The 17239-nt window shown below is 62.5% G+C and carries 15 protein-coding genes and 1 pseudogene; 9 read left to right on the top strand and 7 right to left on the bottom strand.

Annotated elements, in window-relative coordinates; genetic code table 11:
* Genes WJU18_RS16355 through WJU18_RS16345 form a run of 3 tightly spaced genes read left to right on the top strand, consistent with a single transcriptional unit; the run spans nucleotide 1 to nucleotide 3154 of the window.
* Complete coding sequence (locus WJU18_RS16355) at nucleotides 1-1035, top strand: branched-chain amino acid ABC transporter permease (RefSeq protein WP_423453917.1); 1035 nt, start codon at nucleotides 1-3, stop codon at nucleotides 1033-1035.
* Between the two features lie 15 nt (nucleotides 1036-1050).
* Nucleotides 1051-2313 carry a branched-chain amino acid ABC transporter permease gene (locus WJU18_RS16350; RefSeq protein WP_423453915.1) on the top strand — a complete coding sequence of 421 codons (1263 nt, stop codon included), beginning with the start codon at nucleotides 1051-1053 and terminating at the stop codon, nucleotides 2311-2313.
* Nucleotides 2314-2353: 40 nt separating this feature from the next.
* The gene (locus tag WJU18_RS16345) at nucleotides 2354-3154 is read left to right on the top strand and encodes a CsgG/HfaB family protein (RefSeq protein WP_423453913.1); all 801 of its coding nucleotides are present in this window, start codon (nucleotides 2354-2356) and stop codon (nucleotides 3152-3154) included.
* A gap of 165 nt (nucleotides 3155-3319) precedes the next feature.
* On the opposite strand, the gene WJU18_RS16340 is transcribed toward WJU18_RS16345, so the two are convergent.
* The 5 genes and pseudogenes from WJU18_RS16340 to WJU18_RS16320 all read right to left on the bottom strand — a co-directional run bounded on the left by WJU18_RS16340 (nucleotide 3320) and on the right by WJU18_RS16320 (nucleotide 9598).
* Complete coding sequence (locus WJU18_RS16340; protein ID WP_423453911.1) at nucleotides 3320-4804, bottom strand: nucleobase:cation symporter-2 family protein; 1485 nt, start codon at nucleotides 4802-4804, stop codon at nucleotides 3320-3322.
* A gap of 59 nt (nucleotides 4805-4863) precedes the next feature.
* The gene (locus WJU18_RS16335; protein WP_423453909.1) at nucleotides 4864-6117 is read right to left on the bottom strand and encodes a M20 family metallopeptidase; all 1254 of its coding nucleotides are present in this window, start codon (nucleotides 6115-6117) and stop codon (nucleotides 4864-4866) included.
* Nucleotides 6118-6153: 36 nt separating this feature from the next.
* Nucleotides 6154-7929 carry a 2-oxo-4-hydroxy-4-carboxy-5-ureidoimidazoline decarboxylase gene (gene uraD, locus WJU18_RS16330; protein WP_423453908.1) on the bottom strand — a complete coding sequence of 592 codons (1776 nt, stop codon included), beginning with the start codon at nucleotides 7927-7929 and terminating at the stop codon, nucleotides 6154-6156.
* A gap of 11 nt (nucleotides 7930-7940) precedes the next feature.
* On the bottom strand, nucleotides 7941-8897 hold the full coding sequence (puuE, locus tag WJU18_RS16325; protein WP_423453907.1) for an allantoinase PuuE: 957 nt from the start codon (nucleotides 8895-8897) through the stop codon (nucleotides 7941-7943).
* Nucleotides 8898-8918: 21 nt separating this feature from the next.
* Nucleotides 8919-9598: pseudogene (locus tag WJU18_RS16320) on the bottom strand (GntR family transcriptional regulator).
* Nucleotides 9599-9695: 97 nt separating this feature from the next.
* On the opposite strand from WJU18_RS16320, the gene uraH reads away from it, so the two are divergent.
* Together uraH and xdhC are read left to right on the top strand one after the other, a co-directional pair.
* Nucleotides 9696-10049 carry a hydroxyisourate hydrolase gene (gene uraH / locus WJU18_RS16315; protein ID WP_423453906.1) on the top strand — a complete coding sequence of 118 codons (354 nt, stop codon included), beginning with the start codon at nucleotides 9696-9698 and terminating at the stop codon, nucleotides 10047-10049.
* A complete protein-coding gene (gene xdhC, locus WJU18_RS16310) occupies nucleotides 10039-10863 on the top strand; it encodes a xanthine dehydrogenase accessory protein XdhC (protein WP_423453905.1) in 825 nt (274 codons plus the stop codon). The genes uraH and xdhC overlap by 11 nt, the downstream gene beginning before the upstream one ends.
* A gap of 176 nt (nucleotides 10864-11039) precedes the next feature.
* On the opposite strand, the gene WJU18_RS16305 is transcribed toward xdhC, so the two are convergent.
* A complete protein-coding gene (locus WJU18_RS16305) occupies nucleotides 11040-11198 on the bottom strand; it encodes a hypothetical protein (protein WP_423453904.1) in 159 nt (52 codons plus the stop codon).
* A gap of 300 nt (nucleotides 11199-11498) precedes the next feature.
* Between WJU18_RS16305 and WJU18_RS16300 the strand changes: the two genes are divergently transcribed.
* The 3 genes from WJU18_RS16300 (at nucleotide 11499) to WJU18_RS16290 (ending at nucleotide 14921) form a co-directional block, all read left to right on the top strand.
* Nucleotides 11499-12746 carry a CaiB/BaiF CoA transferase family protein gene (locus WJU18_RS16300; protein WP_423453902.1) on the top strand — a complete coding sequence of 416 codons (1248 nt, stop codon included), beginning with the start codon at nucleotides 11499-11501 and terminating at the stop codon, nucleotides 12744-12746.
* A 98-nt stretch (nucleotides 12747-12844) separates the two neighbouring features.
* Nucleotides 12845-13828 (top strand): Bug family tripartite tricarboxylate transporter substrate binding protein, encoded by a 984-nt coding sequence (locus WJU18_RS16295; RefSeq protein WP_423453901.1) that lies wholly within the window; start codon nucleotides 12845-12847, stop codon nucleotides 13826-13828.
* A 115-nt stretch (nucleotides 13829-13943) separates the two neighbouring features.
* The gene (locus WJU18_RS16290; protein WP_423453899.1) at nucleotides 13944-14921 is read left to right on the top strand and encodes a Bug family tripartite tricarboxylate transporter substrate binding protein; all 978 of its coding nucleotides are present in this window, start codon (nucleotides 13944-13946) and stop codon (nucleotides 14919-14921) included.
* Nucleotides 14922-14952: 31 nt separating this feature from the next.
* On the opposite strand, the gene WJU18_RS16285 is transcribed toward WJU18_RS16290, so the two are convergent.
* Nucleotides 14953-15801, bottom strand: a complete 849-nt coding sequence (locus WJU18_RS16285; protein WP_423453897.1) for a LysR family transcriptional regulator — start codon at nucleotides 15799-15801, stop codon at nucleotides 14953-14955.
* Nucleotides 15802-16037: 236 nt separating this feature from the next.
* On the opposite strand from WJU18_RS16285, the gene WJU18_RS16280 reads away from it, so the two are divergent.
* Nucleotides 16038-17201: an acyl-CoA dehydrogenase family protein gene (locus tag WJU18_RS16280; RefSeq protein ID WP_423453895.1), complete on the top strand. Its 1164-nt coding sequence runs from the start codon at nucleotides 16038-16040 to the stop codon at nucleotides 17199-17201.
* Nucleotides 17202-17239: the final 38 nt, after the last annotated feature.

Raw genomic sequence — 17239 nt, 5'->3', positions numbered from 1 at the left:
ATGGAGTTTTTCGTCGTCTCGATGCTCAACGGCCTGAGCTATGGCCTGATTCTGTTCATGCTCAGCTCCGGCCTGACGCTGATCTTCAGCATGATGGGGGTGCTGAACTTCGCCCATGCCAGCTTCTATATGCTGGGTGCCTACCTGGGCTACACCATCTCGCGCTTCACGGGGTTCTGGCCGGCGCTGGTGTTGGCCCCTTTGGCCACTGGTGTGCTGGGGGCGCTGTTCGAGCGCTTCGCGCTGCGCAAGGTCTACAAGCATGGGCATGTTCCCGAGCTGCTGATTACTTTCGGCCTTTCTTACGTGATCCTTGAGCTGGTGCAACTGATCTGGGGCCGCATGGCGCTGGATTTCACGCCGCCGCCGGCCTTGCAGGGCCCGGCGTTCACGCTGGTCAATCATTCCGTGGAAGGCCTGCGTGTGGTGTGGGGCCAGGCGCCTGCGGGCCTGTGCAGCGCCGCCGATGCGGCCGTGCGGATTGTCTGCTCCCCGTTTCCCGCGACACGCGGCTTCATGATGGTGACCGCTCTGGTGATGCTTCTGTGTGTGTGGCTGTTGCTCACGCGCACGCGGATCGGACTGGTCATTCAAGCGGCACTGACTCACCCGGGCATGGCGCAGGCTCTGGGGCACAACGTGCCGCGCGTGTTCATGCTGGTGTTCGGTGCTGGCTCCGCCTTGGCGGGCCTGGCCGGGGTGATCGGCGGCAGCACTTTCCTCACCGAGCCCATCATGGCAGCCGCGGTCGGACCGGTGATCTTCGTGGTGGTGGTGGTGGGCGGGCTGGGATCGCTGGCCGGGGCATTTCTGGCATCACTGCTGATTGGCGTGATGCAGGTCTTCGCGGTCACCCTGGATCAATCGCTGGGCTCCATGTTGATGCAGATGGGCTTTTCCCTGAGCCCTGAAGCACAGAGTAATTCGTTCATTAGGCTGACGATCTCGCAAATGGCGCCGATCCTGCCCTATATGCTTCTGGTACTGATGCTGATTTTCCGCCCCAGGGGCTTGCTTGGCTCCCGGGAGGGTTGAAAGATGGCGCGCAAGATGGCTCGCGTTAGCCAACGGATGGTCTGGGGGGTGTTTGCGCTGATGCTGCTCGCGGCGCCGATGGCGCTTTCGAGCAGTTTCTCGATCGCCATCCTGTGCCAGATCGGCATTGCGATCATTGCCTGCCTGTCTTACAACGTGCTGCTGGGGCAGGGCGGCATGCTGAGTTTCGGGCATGCCGTGTACTCCGGGCTGGGCTCATTTCTGGCCATTCATGCGCTCAATCTGGCAAGCACCGGGAAATTGTCCATTCCTGTTTCCCTGATTCCCCTGGTGGGCGGGCTGACAGGCTTGCTTTTCGCCGTGCTGCTGGGTTATGTCAGTACGAAGAAATCCGGGACTACCTTTGCCATGATCACCCTGGGTGTAGGGGAGCTGGTGTTCGCGATGTCGCTCATGTTTCCCGAATTCTTTGGCGGCGAACGCGGGATCTCGGGCAACCGGGTGGTGGGCGAGCCGTTTCTGGGGGTCACGTTTGGCCCGCAGCGGCAGGTGTACTACCTGATTGCAGCCTACACCTTCGTGTCGGTCTGGGCCATGTATGCCTTCACACGCACGCCGCTGGGGCGCATGCTGAACGCCGTGCGCGACAACGCCGAGCGGGTGGAGTTCGTGGGCTACGACGCGCGGCGCGTGCGCTACCTGGCATTCATCATCGCCGGGTTCTTTGCCGGTATCTCGGGCGGCTTGGCGGCGCTGAACTTCGAAATCGTCACTGCCGAGGTGATGAGCAGCACGCGCTCGGGGGCCTATCTGTTGTTCACGTTCGTGGGTGGCACCACATTTTTCATCGGCCCGATCATCGGCGCCGTGCTGATGGTGCTGGCCATCACGCTGTTCAGCGGGCTGACCAAGGCATGGCTTCTGTACCTGGGTTTGATCTTCGTCTTCATGGTGATCTATGCGCCGGGGGGCATTGCCAGCCTGATCATGATGAATGTGCGCGTGGCTTCATTTGGCCGACTGCGTGAACTGCTTCCGCGCTACGCGGCCATGCTGGCTTCGATCTTAGTGATGTTCGCCGGAGCGTCCGCGCTGATCGAGATGGCCTACCACACGCAACTGGATGGCGTGAGCGGCAGTGAGCTGCGCTTTCTAGGGGTAGGCTGGAACACGCACAACCCATGGCACTGGGCGGCGGCCTCGGCGGTCATGCTGCTCGGGGGCGTGTGCTTCGAGGCCGTGCGGCGCCGCTTCGCAGCGCACTGGGGCCGTATTCAGGCCGACCTAGAATACGCACCCAAGCAGGAGCGCTCGTAGAAGGGGCGATCAAGATCGAGTTTTCCGTAAGGAGTGAAGGATGCCTGCAAATTTGCGAATAGCCGTGGGCCTTGTGTGTCTGCTCTTGCTCGCTGCATGCGGCGAGAAGAAAACCGAATTGGGCCAGGGCGGTTCCGTGGTCACAGGTTCAGCCGGCCCGCAGGGGGCGCAGAACGCGGCGCGCGAATTGCAGCGCTGTGATGCGCCCGTAGCTACGTTGGCGCTGGCTGAAAACCCTTCCGGCTATGTCATGGGATCGGGTTACAACCTCCCGGCATCGCCTGTACCCTTGATCAAGCTGCTGGCCCAGCAAAGCGGATGCTTTCGCATCGTGGACAGAGGCGCGGGTTTGCGCGGCACGATACGGGAGCAGGAGTTGAAGGAGGAGGGCGTGTTGCGGCAGAAGTCGACCGTGGCCAAGGGCAAGGGCTATGAAGCCCAATACACCCTGACGCCCAGCCTCACCTTCAGCGAGCAGGACGCCGGCCGCGGATTGGCAGGCATGATCGCCATGATTCCCGTGTTGCGTGACATTGCCGGGCTGGCGGGTATCGCCGAGCAGGTCAAGTTCAAGGAAGCACAGACGGCACTGCTGCTCTCGGACAACGAAACCACCGAGCAGGTGGCCGCCGCCACGGGCTCCGTGCGCACCACCGATCTAGGCATAGGCGGGGTGATGATCGGCCGCCTCGGCGGCGGCGCTGGCGCCGGCTGGAGCAACACCAACGAAGGCAAGGTGATCGCCGCAGCCTTCCTGGATGCGCACAACCAGTTGGTGGCTCAGGTGCGGGCCTTGCAGGCCAAGGAACTGCCGCCGGCCGTGCCTACGCGAGGCGGATGATTAAGGCAACGCTGAATAAGTTGTCGTGTGCGGCGCGCCCTGGATCGGGATGGGATGCGGGGGCGAAAAGCGCAGCGATATCCGGCGATATCGAGAGCATTTTCAACGCCGCAGACCGCCCGAGTTCAGGGAGGCGACGTGCATGAAAACTTATTCAGCGCTGCCTTAAGCCTCTGCCTGACGAGCCGCATGAATGGCGGCCCGTTCGTCGTGGCGGGCGCCGTTGAAGTACAGGTTCAGCAGCACCGCAGCCAGGGAAGCCAGCAAAATGCCTGATTCAATCAGCGGGTGGATGGCGTGCGGCATCCATTGCAGGTAGCGGGGGGCCACCAGCGGGATCATGCCGAAACCGATGGAGATGGCCACGATCAAGGCGTTGTTGCGGTTGTTCGCATAGTCCACGCCGGCAAGGATGCGGATGCCGGTGGTGGCCACCATGCCGAACATCACCATGCCGGCGCCACCTAGCACCACGGTGGGCAGCGACTCCACCAGCGCTCCCATCTTGGGCAGCAGGCCGAGCACGATCAGGATCAAGCCGGCCGCCACGCAGACGAACCGGCTTTTCACGCCAGTGACGGCCACCAGACCCACGTTCTGCGAGAAGCTCGTATAGGGGAATGTGTTGAAAATCCCGCCGATCAAGGTTCCCAGGCCGTCGGTGCGCAGGCCGCGCGCGAGGGCCGGCTGATCGATATGGCGGCCCGTCATCTCGCCCAGGGCCAGGAACATGCCGGTGGATTCGATCATCACCACGATCATCACCAGCACCATGGTCAGGATCAGGACCGGATCGAAAATGGGCATGCCGAAGTGAAACGGCAGCACGATGTCGAACCAAGGGGCCTTGGCCACCTTGTCGAAATTCATCATGCCCATGAGCCCGGAAGCGACGGCGCCCACCACGATGCCGAGCAGCACGGAGATGTTGGCCAGAAAGCCCTTGGCGAATTTGGCGACCAGCAGAATCGACACCAGCACGATGGCCGAGATACCCATGCCGGCGAGCGGGGCATAGTTGGGGTTGGGAACCGTCGGCGCCAATGTCACGCCCTGGGGTACGGCAGGAAAACCAGGCGTGCCGGTGGCCGCGGCGCTACGTACCTGGCTCAGCCATTCCGTATGCTCTGATGGCACGGTCAGCGGAGCGGTCGGGCCCACGGGGTTGCCGAAAATCCAGTTGATGCCTACGCGCATCAGGTTGATCCCGATCACGGCAATGATGGTGCCGGTGACCACTGGAGGAAAGAAGCGCAGCATCCGGCTGATCAGCGGGGCAATCAGGATGGATATGACACCTGCCCCGATCACCGCGCCAAAGAGCAGGCGCGCGCCATCCGTGCCAGGGTTGCTGTTGGCAATGGCCACCATGGGGCCGACGGCGGCAAAGGTCACGCCCATCATCACCGGCAAGCGGATGCCGAACCATTGCGTGGCGCCCATGGATTGGATCAGCGTGGCCAGGCCGCAGCAGAAAAGATCGGCCGAGATGAGCAGGGCCACCTCCTGCGGTCCGAGCTTGAGCGCCCGGCCCACGATCAGCGGCACGGCGATGGCGCCGGCGTACATCACCAACACGTGTTGCAGGCCGAGCGCGGCCAGTTTGCCGGAAGGCAGCCGTTCGTCTACGGCGTCTGGGGCGGTGCTCATGATGTTGTCTCCTTGGATTGATTTTTGATTCGAATGAGCAGGGGAGGGGCGGTGGATGGTTATGACGCGGGCAGCAGATCGAGCAGCGAGCGCGCCACCACCTTGGTCGCGCGGCGCAGGTCTTCCAGGTCGAGCCGCTCGTCGGCCCGCTTGGCATGGCTTTCCAGCACGGTGCGCGGGCCGGCGCCGTAGATGACACCCGGAATGCCGCGTTCCACATACAGACGCACATCGGTGTAGAGCGGCGTGCCCACGGCGGATGGTTTCTCGCCGAAAACAGCTTCGCCGTGCCTCTGAATGGCGTCGACCAGCGGTGCGTTGCCTGGCAGGGGTGTCATGGCATTGGCCAGCAGGATCCGCTTGATGTCCACCGAGATCCCTTCATCGGTCCGCCCGGCATTGAAGCCGTCGGTAGCGTCCGCGATGACTTGGCGGATGAGCGCTTCCACGTCGGCCGGGTTTTCCTCCGGAATCATTCGGCGGTCGAGCTTGAAGACGACCTTGCCCGGGATCACGTTGGTGTTGGTGCCGCCTTCGATGCGGCCGATGTTCAGATAGGGGTGCTTGATGCCCGCCACGCGCGAAGTGATGCCGCGGTAGCGCCGGTTCTCGGCATAGAGCGCATTCATGACCGCCACGGCGCCTTGCAGGGCGTCGATGCCTGTATCCGGTACCGCCGCATGCGCCATCTTGCCGTTGACTGTGACCTCCATCTGAAGGCACCCGTTGTGCGCGGTGACCACCTCATAGCTGAAGCCGGCGGCGATCATCAGGTCAGGCTTGGTGAGGCCCTTGGAAAGCAGCCATCCGGGGCCGTATTCACCGCCAAACTCCTCGTCGTAGGTGAAGTGCAACTCAATGGCGCCGCGCGAAGGCCGGGCCACGGCTTCCAACGCCCGCACGGCAAAGGTGAAGGTGCCGAAGTCGCCTTTGCTGACGGCGGTGGCCCGGCCAAACATCTTTCCGTTCTCGATGTCGCCGCCGTAGGGATCATGCTTCCAGCCCTCGCCAGGGGGGACGACGTCGCCGTGCGCGTTCAGGGCGATGGTGCAGCCGCCCTGGCCATACTGGCGCCGCACGATCAGGTTCGTGATGGATTGCATGCCATAGGCCTGCAGCAGATCTTCGGGCACCGGATGCCGCTCCGCCTCAAAGCCGAAGCCGGTGAGCAGCTCCGCCGCTCTTTCGGCGTGCGGCGCGTTGTTGCCCGGAGGCGTATCAGTGGGTACGCGGACCAGCGCTTGCACAAAGCGCACCTGTTCATCGAAATGCTGGTCGATCCAGGCATCGAGTTGGCTGTACGGAGAAGTCATGTCTGATGGAAGTTGGTTTTTTAGAAGGCCAGGAGGCTAGGAAGTGGCCAGATCCTCCAGCAGGCGTTGCATGGCGCGTACGGCCAGTTCCATATCGTCGGCGTTGGTGGATTCAAGCGGGTTGTGGCTGATGCCGGCGTTCTCGCCGCGCACGAACAGCATGGCTTGCGGCATGACCTCGTGCAGCTTCATCGCGTCGTGGCCGGCGCCGCTGGGCATGCGGAACGCCGGCAGGCCAAGCGATTGCACCGCGTTTTCCCAGCGTGTTTGCCATGAAGCGTCGCTGGGCGCGGCGCTGGCGCGCATGGTTTCTTCCAGCTTGTATGCCACACCGCGCTGGCGGGCGATCTGCCCCAGCTTGCCGAGCACATCACCGGCCAGCGCGTCGCGCTGTGAATCATGGGGCGCCCGCAGATCGAGACTGAACGTGCAACGGCCTGGCACCACATTGATGGAGCCGCTGGGCACCTGCAGCAGCCCCATGGTGGCCACGGAGTCACCGTCTTGCGCCGCACGCTCTTCCAGGTAGAGCGCCAGTTCGGCCGCGGCGCAGGCAGCATCGCGGCGCCTGTCCATGGGCGTGGTGCCGGCGTGGCTCGCCTGGCCGATGAATTCACCCACATACCGGATGCTGCCGTTGATCGAGGTGACCACGCCGAGCGGCAGGTTCAGCTCGTTCAGCACTGGCCCCTGCTCGATATGCACCTCGACGAAACCCAAGTAGCGCGAGGGGTCGCGCTTGAGCTTGGGAATGTCGTCAATGCACAGGCCGGCATGCTGCATGGCTGCCCGCAAGGTCACGTCGTCCGCATCGGTCTGATCCAGCCATTCGGCGTGGAAGTCGCCGATCAGGGCACCCGATCCGAGGAAGGTGGCCTTGTAGCGCTGGCCTTCCTCTTCCGCGAAAGCGATCACTTCAATATCGAAAGGCAGGCGGCGGTCCGCTTGGTGCAAAGCCTGTACACAGGCGACCGGCACGAAGATTCCCAGGCGGCCGTCATATTTACCGCCATTGCGCACGGTGTCATAGTGGCTACCTGTCATGAGGGTTTTCGGGTTCTGCGCGGTGGGCGCAGCGCGATAGCGGCCCACCACGTTGCCCACCGCGTCCAGCGCGACCTCATCAAAGCCCGCGTCACGCATGGTCTGGCTGATGCGCACGGCGCATGCACGGTGCGCGTCGGTGAGGTAGGTTACTGTCAACTGGCCCTGTTCCGCGTAACCGGGATCGCTGTGCTGGGCCAGCCGCTCGTGCCAATCCCATACCTGGTTGCCGACCACGGGTTCAGCTCCAAATTTGTCGGCCAGGCGGATCTCGGCAATGCGATGGATATTGCGGAGCGCTTCCGCCCGCTCGAAATCGGGGTGATTGTCCAGCCGCCGTGCGAAGGTTTCGATGATCTGCGCGCGGTTCAGGCCCGCGCCGCGTGGCCCGCGCACGGCCAGGATGAAGGGAAAACCGAATTTCGCGTTGTAGTCGGCGTTGAGTTGCTGGATGCGTGCGAATTCTTCGGGAGAGCAGTCGGTCAGCCCCGCCTTGCCTTGCTCGTGCGTGGATTCAGCCGTGAGCGACTGGCTGACCATCGCCTTGCCCGCCAACTCGGGGTGGGCGCGGATGAGCGCGAGCTGCGCCTCCTGGCTCGATTGGGACAGTGCCTGCGCCATGAGATGCTTCAGATGCGCCAGCGATTGGAAGGGGCGTTGCTCCAGCGCCTTTGCCGCGATCCAGGGCGTGTGTTCGTACAGCCCGTCGAGCATGGCTGCAGCCTCGGCGGGCGAAGCGGCGTTGAGTTGTTCCAGGGTGTAGGCCATGGTTTTCAGGTTCACTCTTTGAAAGGGTGCACGGCTTGCCAATGCCGGGCGATGTCGATGCGGCGGCACACCCATACGTCCTCATGCCGCGCCAGATGATCCAGGAAACGCTGCAAAGCGGTGATGCGGCCTGGCCGGCCAAGTAAACGGCAGTGCATTCCGATGCTCATCATCTTGGGCCGGTCAAGGCCATTGGGGTCGCCTTCCGCGTAAAGCGCATCGAACGTGTCCTTCATGTACTGAAAGAACGGATCGGCGTGGCTGTAGCCCTGGGGCAAGGCGAAGCGCATGTCGTTGCAGTCGAGCGTGTAGGGCACCACGAGGTGAGGCACGGTGGTGCCATCGGTGCGGCGCACCTTCATCCAGAAGGGGAGGTCGTCGCCGTAGTAGTCGCTGTCGTAAGCCAGGCGGCCATCATCAACTGCCAGGCGGCGCGTGTTCGGGCTGTCGCGGCCGGTGTACCAGCCCAGGGGGCGTTCACCCGTCAGCTTGTCGATGATGTCCAGTGCCTCGGCCATGTGCGCCCGTTCGATGGCTTCGTCGACTCCCTGGTAGTGAATCCATTTGAGGCCGTGGCATGCGATCTCGTCACCGCGCTGCTTGAACGCCGCCGCCACGTCCGGGGAGCGTGCCAGCGCGGTGGCCACGCCGAACACGGTAAGAGGCAGGCGCCTGGCATCGAATTCACGCAGGATACGCCATACACCGGCGCGCGAGCCATACTCGTAGATGCCTTCCATCGACATATGCCGCTCGGGGTAGGCCGCCGGGTTGAACATCTCGCTCAGAAACTGCTCGCTCGCCGGATCGCCGTGCAGCACGCAGTTCTCGCCGCCTTCCTCGTAGTTGAGCACGAACTGGACGGCAATGCGGGCGCCGCCCGGCCAGCGGGCGTGTGGTACATCGCGGCCGTAGCCCGCCAGATCCCGCGGGTAAGCGGCTGTGCTGTCGTAGGTAGGAGTGGACATATCAGTTCTCAAAAAAGGAGCCTAGTCCGCCAAGGCGTCGCGCAGAGCCAAGGTGAGATCGCTGGACGGAGGAGGGCGATCGAGATCCAGACTGCTTTCGACATTTTCAAGGTGCTCGCGCATCAGCTTGACCGCCTGCGTGACGTTGCCTTGCTCGAAGGCTTCCACCAGTTCCAGGTGTTCGGCAGCAGAATCGAGAGCGGCATCGTGGCTCTGGTACATGATCGTGGCAAGGGCGCAGCGGGAGATCAGTTCACGCAAGACCTGTGCCAGCACCGGGTTGCCCATCAGTTCGGCCATCTGTACATGGAAATCTCCCAGCAGTTCCGTGCGGCCTGCCACATCGGTGCCGCTGGCGGCTGCCTGTTCGCTGGCCACATGCTCGCGCAGTGCCCGAATGTGCGCTGGGGTGGCGGTGCGCACAAAGGCCCGAGTCATCTCGATTTCAAGCATGCCGCGCACCGTGAAGACATGCCGGGCTTCTTCTGCCGACGGGCTGGAAACGAACGCCCCCGCGCGGGCGAGAGCGTGACGAGCCTGTTCTGGGAAAGCTGGAAAAGCGCCTGCCGCACCAGCGTGCGGGACACGCCAAAGTGATCGGCCAGCTTCTGCTCCGCCAGCTTGGCCCCCGGCCGCAGACGATGCCGGGCGATGGCTTTGGTCAGCACATCGACGATCATGGCGGTGGTGGTGGGCTCCATGAGCGGAGATCATAGATAGATTCTCTAAAAGTGTATACACTTTCTGTGCACAATCATCCTGGAAGCAGGATCTAGGACATTTTTTGAGGTGAGCGACATGGGCTTGAGTACACACGTTCTGGACACCATGCACGGCCAGCCGGCCTCGGGCATGCAGGTGGCGCTTTACGAGACGCACGGCGGCGCGGCCACCCTGATCAAGCGGTTCACGTTGAACCAGGATGGCCGCAACCCGGACGGCCCGCTACTGGACAACGCCAGCCTGCGTGCCGCGACCTATCGCCTCAGTTTCGACGTGGCGGCGTATTTCCGCGCCCGTGGCGTGGCCTTGCCCGAGCCCCCGTTTCTCGATCAGGTGCATCTCGATTTCGGCGTGGCCGACACCAGCGCGCACTACCATGTACCGCTCCTGACCAGTCCGTGGAGCTACTCCACTTACCGTGGATCTTGAAGACCTGCTGAGCCGGCTGGCGTACCAGCGCGGCGTTCTTGTCACGGTGCATGCGGTGCAAGGCTCGGGGCCGCGTGAAGTCGGGGCATGGATGGGTGTTTTTCCAGGAATCGTCATGGGCAGCGTGGGAGGCGGCCACCTCGAATGGCAGGCCATTGCCGAAGCGCGAGAAATGCTTGCGCTCGGTGAATCCGCGCCTGAGCGGGTGCGGCGCTATCCACTGGGGCCCAGCCTGGGCCAATGTTGCGGCGGTGTGGTGCATCTGCGCTTTGAGCTGATTGATGCTGCGAGCCGGCAGGCGCTCGGCGTCAAACTGGCCCGAGAGAGTGTTCCCATCGCCTTGTTTGGCGGCGGCCACGTGGGCAAGGCCTTGATCAGGCTGCTTGGCGATCTGCCTTTCGATATCAGCTGGATTGACAGCCGGGACGAGATTTTCCCGGCGGAGCTGCCAGACAACGTGCGCTGCGATCATTCAGATCCCGTTGAGGCCGCGGTAGGAGATCTGGCGCCGGGTAGCGGCGTACTCATCATGAGCTTCAGTCATGCCGAGGATCTCAACATCGTGGCCGCATGTCTGGCGCGCCAGCGTATTCACGGCGATTTACCCTACATCGGCCTGATCGGCAGCAAGACCAAGTGGGCCGTGTTCCAGCACCGGCTGGCCGAGCGAGGATTCACCGCTGATGAGTTGTCAGGGGTGGTTTGCCCCATTGGTTTACCTGGGATCGAGGGCAAGGCGCCGGCGGTGGTCGCCGTGGCTATCGCCGCGCAGCTGTTGCAGGTGTTTTCGCGACATCCAGTTCCACCAGCTTGATCGGTAAGAGTCTGGCCTGGCGAGGCGATGGGTTTGCACCGTAGCACTTCGCTTTGAGCGTGCAAATAGACCTTTCGAATGTTTCCGCGCGCTCCTGGATCGTGAATAAGCCCTTCCTGCGGTATGCCAAAAAAAATGGCGCCCCATGGACGCCATTTTTATTGCGGCAAGTTGCTTCAGCCTTGGTGCGGACGCTTGCCAGGGTTCTTCTTGCTGCGGGTGTGCGAGCCACGCTCCTGGCTCTTGCGCTGGCCGATGTCTTGCGTGCGAACCGTCGCGCCGGGCAGGGGAGGAGTAGCCTTGCGGTCGGCTTCGGTGACGATCTTGTTGCCCATGATTGCTTCCTTTGAAATGAGGGGTGGGTGGATCAAAACCCCATATTGTCGCCGATTGTCAGGGTTGTTATCCAGAGGCGGATTTCGACGGCCTCGCCGAGGAGTTGCGGAGCCCGGTGAAGGAGCTCAAAGGAGGCCCCACACATAAGAATCCCTTAAGAGTCCGGCTCATATTTGTTGATGGAAGCAGCCGCGTCACCGTGCCATCATGGCCTCGCAAGCAGACAGGTTCGGCCCACCGGAATACATGCGGGCTGGCGGGCGCACTGAATTCATAAGCGACGAAAGGACTTTCCCTCAATGACGAATCCCTCTTCCGGCACCGCTTCTTCCGGCCCGCTTGAAGGAGTTCGAGTCCTGGACCTCACCACCGTTTTCATGGGGCCTTCCTGCACCCAGCTTCTCGCGGATCTGGGCGCGGATGTCATCAAGATCGAGGCGCCCAGAGGCGATTCTGTTCGCGCGATCGGCCCCTATGGGGATAAGGGCTTGGGACCGCTGTTCCTCGGGTTGAACCGGAACAAGCGAAGTGTCGTCATGGATCTGAAAAAGCCGGAAGGCGTGGCTGCGCTCATGCGCCTGGCTCAGGACGCGGACGTGTTCGCCACCAACATACGCCCCGCCGCCATGCGCCGTCTGGGAGTAGGCTATGAGCAGTTGTCGGCCATCAATCCTCGGCTCATCTACGCCAGCATGGTGGGCTTTTCGCAGCGCGGACCTTACGCCGGCAAAGCGGCGTATGACGACATGATCCAGGCGGCCACCGGCCTGCCGGCCATAGTGGCGGAAAGCACGGGGGATGCTCCGCGCTACCTGCCCGTCACAATCGCCGACCGTTCGGTTGGCCTCTATGCCTTCGGGGTGATCTGCGCGGCGCTGCATGCGCGCAACCAAACGGGTGTGGGCCAGAGCGTGGATATCCCCATGTTCGAAACCATGATCCCTTACGTGCTGGGCGATCATCTCTACGGCCATACCTTCGTGCCTGAGAAGGCCGGCTTTGGCTATCCGCGCCTGATGACGCGGCACCGCAGGCCCTACAAGACCAAGGACGGCTACGTGTGCTGCCTGATCTACCACGACCGCCAGTGGACGTTGTTTCTGGACGCGCTGGGCAAGGGTGATTTGATGAAGACCGATCCACGTTTGCGCGATATCCGCACGCGTACGCAGGCCATCGATGAGCTGTATCAGTTCGTCTCGGACGAACTGGCGCAGCGCAGCACCGAAGAGTGGCGCCAACTCCTGCCCCAGAATGAGATTCCGATCTTTCCCATGCACACGTTCGAGACCCTGCTGGAAGATGAGCATTTGGCCAGCACGGGCTTCTTTCAGGAAACCGAACATCCCGTGGTCGGGAAGATCCGCGAAACCGCAGTGCCCAGCGAGTGGTCCGGCACGCCGCCGGGGCGACGGATGCCAGCACCCTCGCTGGGCGAACACACGGTGCAAGTGCTGGCTGAAGCCGGTTTCTCTCCCGCGGAGATCGAATTGCTTCTGGCCAATCGCGCAGTCCATGCCGGTGCCGCCGCACCGGAGGAATGCTAGCCAGACTGTGGCTGGCAGCGAGGGGTGGCTGCCTTGCAGGAGCAGGCCAAGGTATTCGCCTTCAGTCGCTCACTTCACATAGCCAAGGAGACAACTTCATGAGTCATTCTTTACCGCTTCGTGTAAGCCGCCGGGCCGTCATGGTGGCCTCAACCATGCTGGCTGCCGGTGTTCGCGCCCAGGGCAATTCCAAACCTGTCCGCATCGTCGTGGCCTTTGCCGCCGGCAGCGGCAATGACTTGACTGCGCGTGATCTGGCTCGCTATATGGCGGAGATATTGAACCAGCCCGTGATTGTCGAGAATAAGCCAGGGGCGGGCGGATCCCTCGGCACGGAGGCTGTAGCCCGCGCAGCCCCTGATGGCTTGACCATCGGTCTGGGGACCAGTTCGCAACTGGTCATGAATGTCGGCGTCTACAGGACTTTGCCCTTCGATGTCGACAAGGATCTTCGTCTGATCGGCTTGGTACGCAGCAGGGGTATGGTGCTGGCAGGCAAGGCGAGTGGGCCCAAAACGCTCAAAGCGTTGATCGCGGAAGCCAAGGCGAGGCCCGGCCAGTTGAACTACGGCTCGGCTGGCATGGGCTCGATCAGCCATATCGTGGGCGAGGCGTTCGCCAAGGCAGCCGATATCAGGATCAATCACGTACCGTACAAGGGCAATAGCCTAGCCATGGCCGATCTGGCTGGCGGGCATGTTGACATGGTGTTTGATGCTCTTTCCTCGTCGCAGCCTCTGGCCCGGCAAGGGCGCGTCAATTTGATCGCGATGTCGGGTTCACGCCGCAACTCTGCTGCTCCGGATTTGGCAACTTTCGCAGAGCAGGGTTTGCGAGGCTACGAGGCCTACACGTGGAATTGCCTGTTCGCACCGGTGCAAACGCCCACTGAAGCGATGGAGCGGCTCAATGGCGCACTCAATCAGGCGCTCGCCCTGCCGAAGCTGCGCGACCGGTTGATCCATGAGTTCGGCTCCGAAGTCCTGGCGCCCAGTACCCCCGCCCAGGCCGATGCATTCGGCCGCCGCGAAAGAGAACGTTGGGTACCTTTTATCCGCAGCCTCAAATTGGCATCGAGCTGAATACGCCCGCGCAGCCTGATGCACTCGGCCACCGGCACCGCGAGTGCCGGGTGTTGCTCGTTCGTCGCCTGAGGCTAGACGTGGCTGGATCATTTCATAACCAAGGAGACTAGACATGATGATTCGAAGAAGAGAGTGGTTGGCCACGGTTGGCGCGGCAGCAGCAACTGGTTGGCCTGCCTCGGGTTTTGCGCAGGCGCTGGACAAACCGGTGCGACTGATCGTGGCCTACGGCGCAGGCAGTGCGACGGATACCCTGGCGCGCTTCCTTGCAGATCGGATTTCCAAGCTTGGCGGCCGGCCCGCGATTGTGGAAAACAAGCCCGGTGCCGACGGGAACATCGCCGCGGAGGCCGCGGTGCGCGCTTCGCAAGACATGTACACCTTATTGGTTTCGGGGTCCTCTACACACGCGGCCAATGCCGCCATCTACAAGAAGCTGCCCTTTGATCCAGAGTCGGATTTCACCCCGATGTCTACCCTGGCCAACGCGCCTTTCATTCTGCTGGTGAATCCCCAGCGGATTCACCAGCGCAGTTTCAAGGAATTCCTGGACTGGGCGCGCGCGGGTGGCGGCCGGGATCTGTCGTTTGCCAGTACCAGCGTCGGGAACCGTGTGGCAGGCGAGCGCTTCCGGCAGGTGGCGAACCTCAAGGCGGTCAACGTCCAGTACCGTACCAGCAGCCAGGCCATGACCGATTTGCTGGGCGCCCAGTTCGACTTCTATTTCTGTGATGTCGCAACGGCGCTGCCTCAGGTGAAGGCGGGCAAGGCGATCGCCTTGGCCGTTTCGGTCCGCGAGCGGCTGGCTTCCTTGCCGGAAGTGCCAACCTTGGCCGAATCAGGATTTCCCGATTTCGATATTGCTTCGTGGATCGCCATGTGGAGCGCCGTGGCCTCCACGCCGCCTCAGGTATCGGCTCGCATGGCGCAATGGGCCAGCGCGGCGCTGGATTCAACGGAAGGGCGCGAGTTCGTTCTGGGCAAGGGCCTGTTGCCCGCGGCAAGCGGCCCGACTGCGCTGGCAACGCTGCAGCGCCGTGATACCGAGATCTGGGGCAAGATCATCCGCGAAACAGGTATGCAGCAGTAGATCTTCGATCTTCGCTCCACCCGAGGAGACCTCAGCTCGGCGAAATCAATTCACTGACCTTCCGGGCGCTATCGCTGCAGTCATCAGCCCGCAGGAACAGCCGATAGCTGATCGGCGGCAGCCGGGGCAACCCCAACTCCTGGTCTACTACCTTGAGATCCGGCGTGAGCATTTCGCTGGTACGAGGCGTGATGCCCAGGCCGGCCCGTAGCGCCGCGCGCACGCCTGTCAGTGTGGACGTCTGGAACGCGGCTTTCCAGGGCCGCTTGGCCCGCGTGAGCGCATCGACGGCCATGCCTCGGAACAGGCAGCTCGAATCCACCAGCACCAGTGGCAAGGGGGCGTTCGGCTGCGCGCGAAACCGCGCGCCTGCGATCCACACGACGGGCGAGGTGCGCAGCACCACGTGGTGGAATTCCTCGTGCTGCGCGACATCCAGCATGAGGTCCACTTCGCCGCGCCGCAGCGCCGAAGTCAGCCAGCGGCTGCGTCCCACCTGAATGTCGATCCGCAGACCGGGGTAGGCGCCCGCGCACATCGCCAGGTATTCGGGCAACAGTGTGTCTACCGCATCCACACACGCAGCGATCTTCACGGGATGCTCGAACACCTCCTGTGTGATCGCACGATAGGCTTCGTCGTTCAGCGTGACGATGCGCCGGGCGTATTCGAGCAGACGCGCGCCTTGCTCCGTGAGCTTTTTCTTGCGGCCCACGCGCACGAACAGGTCGCATCCCACAACAGCCTCCAGCCGCTGCATCTGCTGGGAGACCGCGGCCTGGGTGCGAAACACCTTTTCTGCCGCTTGGGCAAAGTTTTCGCGCTCTGCCGCTGCCACGAACGTTCGAAGGAGAGTGGAGTCCAGATCGCGTATTTTCATCAACACCTCTTTGCCTCTCCAGGGCTATACGCCTTGAATCATAAATTTTCACGAAATAACTGACACCTGCTGCCTCAGTTTCGGGCGTGCCGCGAGTATTCCATAAGGATCTCTTAAGTGTCGAGCGCATATTTGTTGATGGAGGTGAAGGCCTTGCTGTGCAATCATGCCTTTGCAAACAGAACATGCCTTGTTCAGCGAGGCTGTCAATTCCGCTGATTCGAAGAAGTACGACCATGGACTTTGCCCTTACCTCCGAGCAGGAACAGATTCGCGATGCCATCGAACGTGTGTGCGCCCCATTTGACGCGGACTACTGGCTGCGCAAGGACCGTGACGGCGGCTTTCCCGAGGACTTTCATCGCGCATTGGCCGAGTCAGGCTGGCTGGGGATAGCCATGCCGGAGGAGTTTGGAGGCGCCGGGCTGGGAATCAGCGAGGCCGCACTGATGATGCACACGATCTCGGCCACCGGCGCGGGCCTTTCGGGTGCTTCGGCTGTGCACATGAACATCTTTGGCCTGCATCCGGTCGTGGTGTTCGGCACGCACGAGCAGAAGCAGCGCATGTTGCCTCCGCTCATCTCCGGCAGGGACAAGGCCTGCTTTGCCGTCACCGAACCCAACACCGGCCTCAATACACTCAAGCTCAGGAGTCTCGCCAAGCGGGAGGGCGGACACTATGTGGTGCACGGCCAGAAAGTGTTCATCTCGACCGCGCAAGAGGCAAGCAAGATGCTGCTCCTGGCGCGCACCAAGCCGGTGGAGGAATGCAAGGGCACTGAAGGCTTGTCGCTGTTCTACACCGATTTCGATCGCAGCAGGATAGAAGTGCGCGAGATCGACAAGATGGGCCGCAAGTGCGTCGACACCAATCAGCTGTTCATCGACGGCTTGCGTGTGCCGGTGGAGGATCGCATTGGCGAAGAGGGCCGAGGGTTCGAGTACATCCTGCACGGCATGAACCCAGAGCGCATCTTGATTGCTGCCGAGGCGGTCGGCCTGGGCCGCGCGGCGCTGGCTCGCGCGGCGGACTACGCGAATGAGCGCGAGGTGTTTGGCCGTCCTATCGGAAAGAACCAGGCTATCCAGCATCCTTTGGCGGAGTCATGGATGGAGTTGGAGGCCGCGCACCTGATGGTGCAGAAGGCAGCCTGGCTGTATGACCAGGGCAAACCCTGCGGGGCCGAGGCCAACAGCGCCAAGTTCCTGGCGGCGGAGGCCAGCTACCGCGCCTGCGAACGCGCCATCTTCACCCATGGCGGCATGGGCTATGCGCGGGAATTCCACGTCGAGCGCTATCTGCGCGAATCCTGGATTCCGCGTCTGGCGCCGGTGAGTCCTCAGCTCATCCTGTGCTTCATCGCCGAGAAGGTGCTGGGCCTGCCCAAGTCGTACTGATCAGCCGTGGATCGGTGCCGCCACCGAATATTGAACTC

This window comes from Ottowia sp. VDI28, from assembly GCF_049532675.1.
Taxonomy (GTDB): domain Bacteria; phylum Pseudomonadota; class Gammaproteobacteria; order Burkholderiales; family Burkholderiaceae_C; genus Ottowia.
The sequence above is the reverse complement of the archived record's forward strand: the minus strand, read 5'-3'. Positions and strand labels throughout refer to the sequence as shown.

What these genes read in the sequence shown, in the direction of transcription:
- WJU18_RS16300 (WP_423453902.1), top strand. Translation starts at nt 11,499, where the DNA reads ATGACGAATCCCTCTTCCGGCACCGCTTCTTCCGGCCCGCTTGAAGGA.
- WJU18_RS16280 (WP_423453895.1), top strand. Translation starts at nt 16,038, where the DNA reads ATGGACTTTGCCCTTACCTCCGAGCAGGAACAGATTCGCGATGCCATC.
- WJU18_RS16305 (WP_423453904.1), bottom strand. Translation starts at nt 11,198, where the DNA reads ATGGGCAACAAGATCGTCACCGAAGCCGACCGCAAGGCTACTCCTCCC.
- WJU18_RS16345 (WP_423453913.1), top strand. Translation starts at nt 2,354, where the DNA reads ATGCCTGCAAATTTGCGAATAGCCGTGGGCCTTGTGTGTCTGCTCTTG.
- WJU18_RS16285 (WP_423453897.1), bottom strand. Translation starts at nt 15,801, where the DNA reads ATGAAAATACGCGATCTGGACTCCACTCTCCTTCGAACGTTCGTGGCA.
- WJU18_RS16350 (WP_423453915.1), top strand. Translation starts at nt 1,051, where the DNA reads ATGGCTCGCGTTAGCCAACGGATGGTCTGGGGGGTGTTTGCGCTGATG.
- uraH (WP_423453906.1), top strand. Translation starts at nt 9,696, where the DNA reads ATGGGCTTGAGTACACACGTTCTGGACACCATGCACGGCCAGCCGGCC.
- WJU18_RS16290 (WP_423453899.1), top strand. Translation starts at nt 13,944, where the DNA reads ATGATGATTCGAAGAAGAGAGTGGTTGGCCACGGTTGGCGCGGCAGCA.
- puuE (WP_423453907.1), bottom strand. Translation starts at nt 8,897, where the DNA reads ATGTCCACTCCTACCTACGACAGCACAGCCGCTTACCCGCGGGATCTG.
- WJU18_RS16340 (WP_423453911.1), bottom strand. Translation starts at nt 4,804, where the DNA reads ATGAGCACCGCCCCAGACGCCGTAGACGAACGGCTGCCTTCCGGCAAA.
- WJU18_RS16335 (WP_423453909.1), bottom strand. Translation starts at nt 6,117, where the DNA reads ATGACTTCTCCGTACAGCCAACTCGATGCCTGGATCGACCAGCATTTC.
- uraD (WP_423453908.1), bottom strand. Translation starts at nt 7,929, where the DNA reads ATGGCCTACACCCTGGAACAACTCAACGCCGCTTCGCCCGCCGAGGCT.
- WJU18_RS16355 (WP_423453917.1), top strand. Translation starts at nt 1, where the DNA reads ATGGAGTTTTTCGTCGTCTCGATGCTCAACGGCCTGAGCTATGGCCTG.
- WJU18_RS16295 (WP_423453901.1), top strand. Translation starts at nt 12,845, where the DNA reads ATGAGTCATTCTTTACCGCTTCGTGTAAGCCGCCGGGCCGTCATGGTG.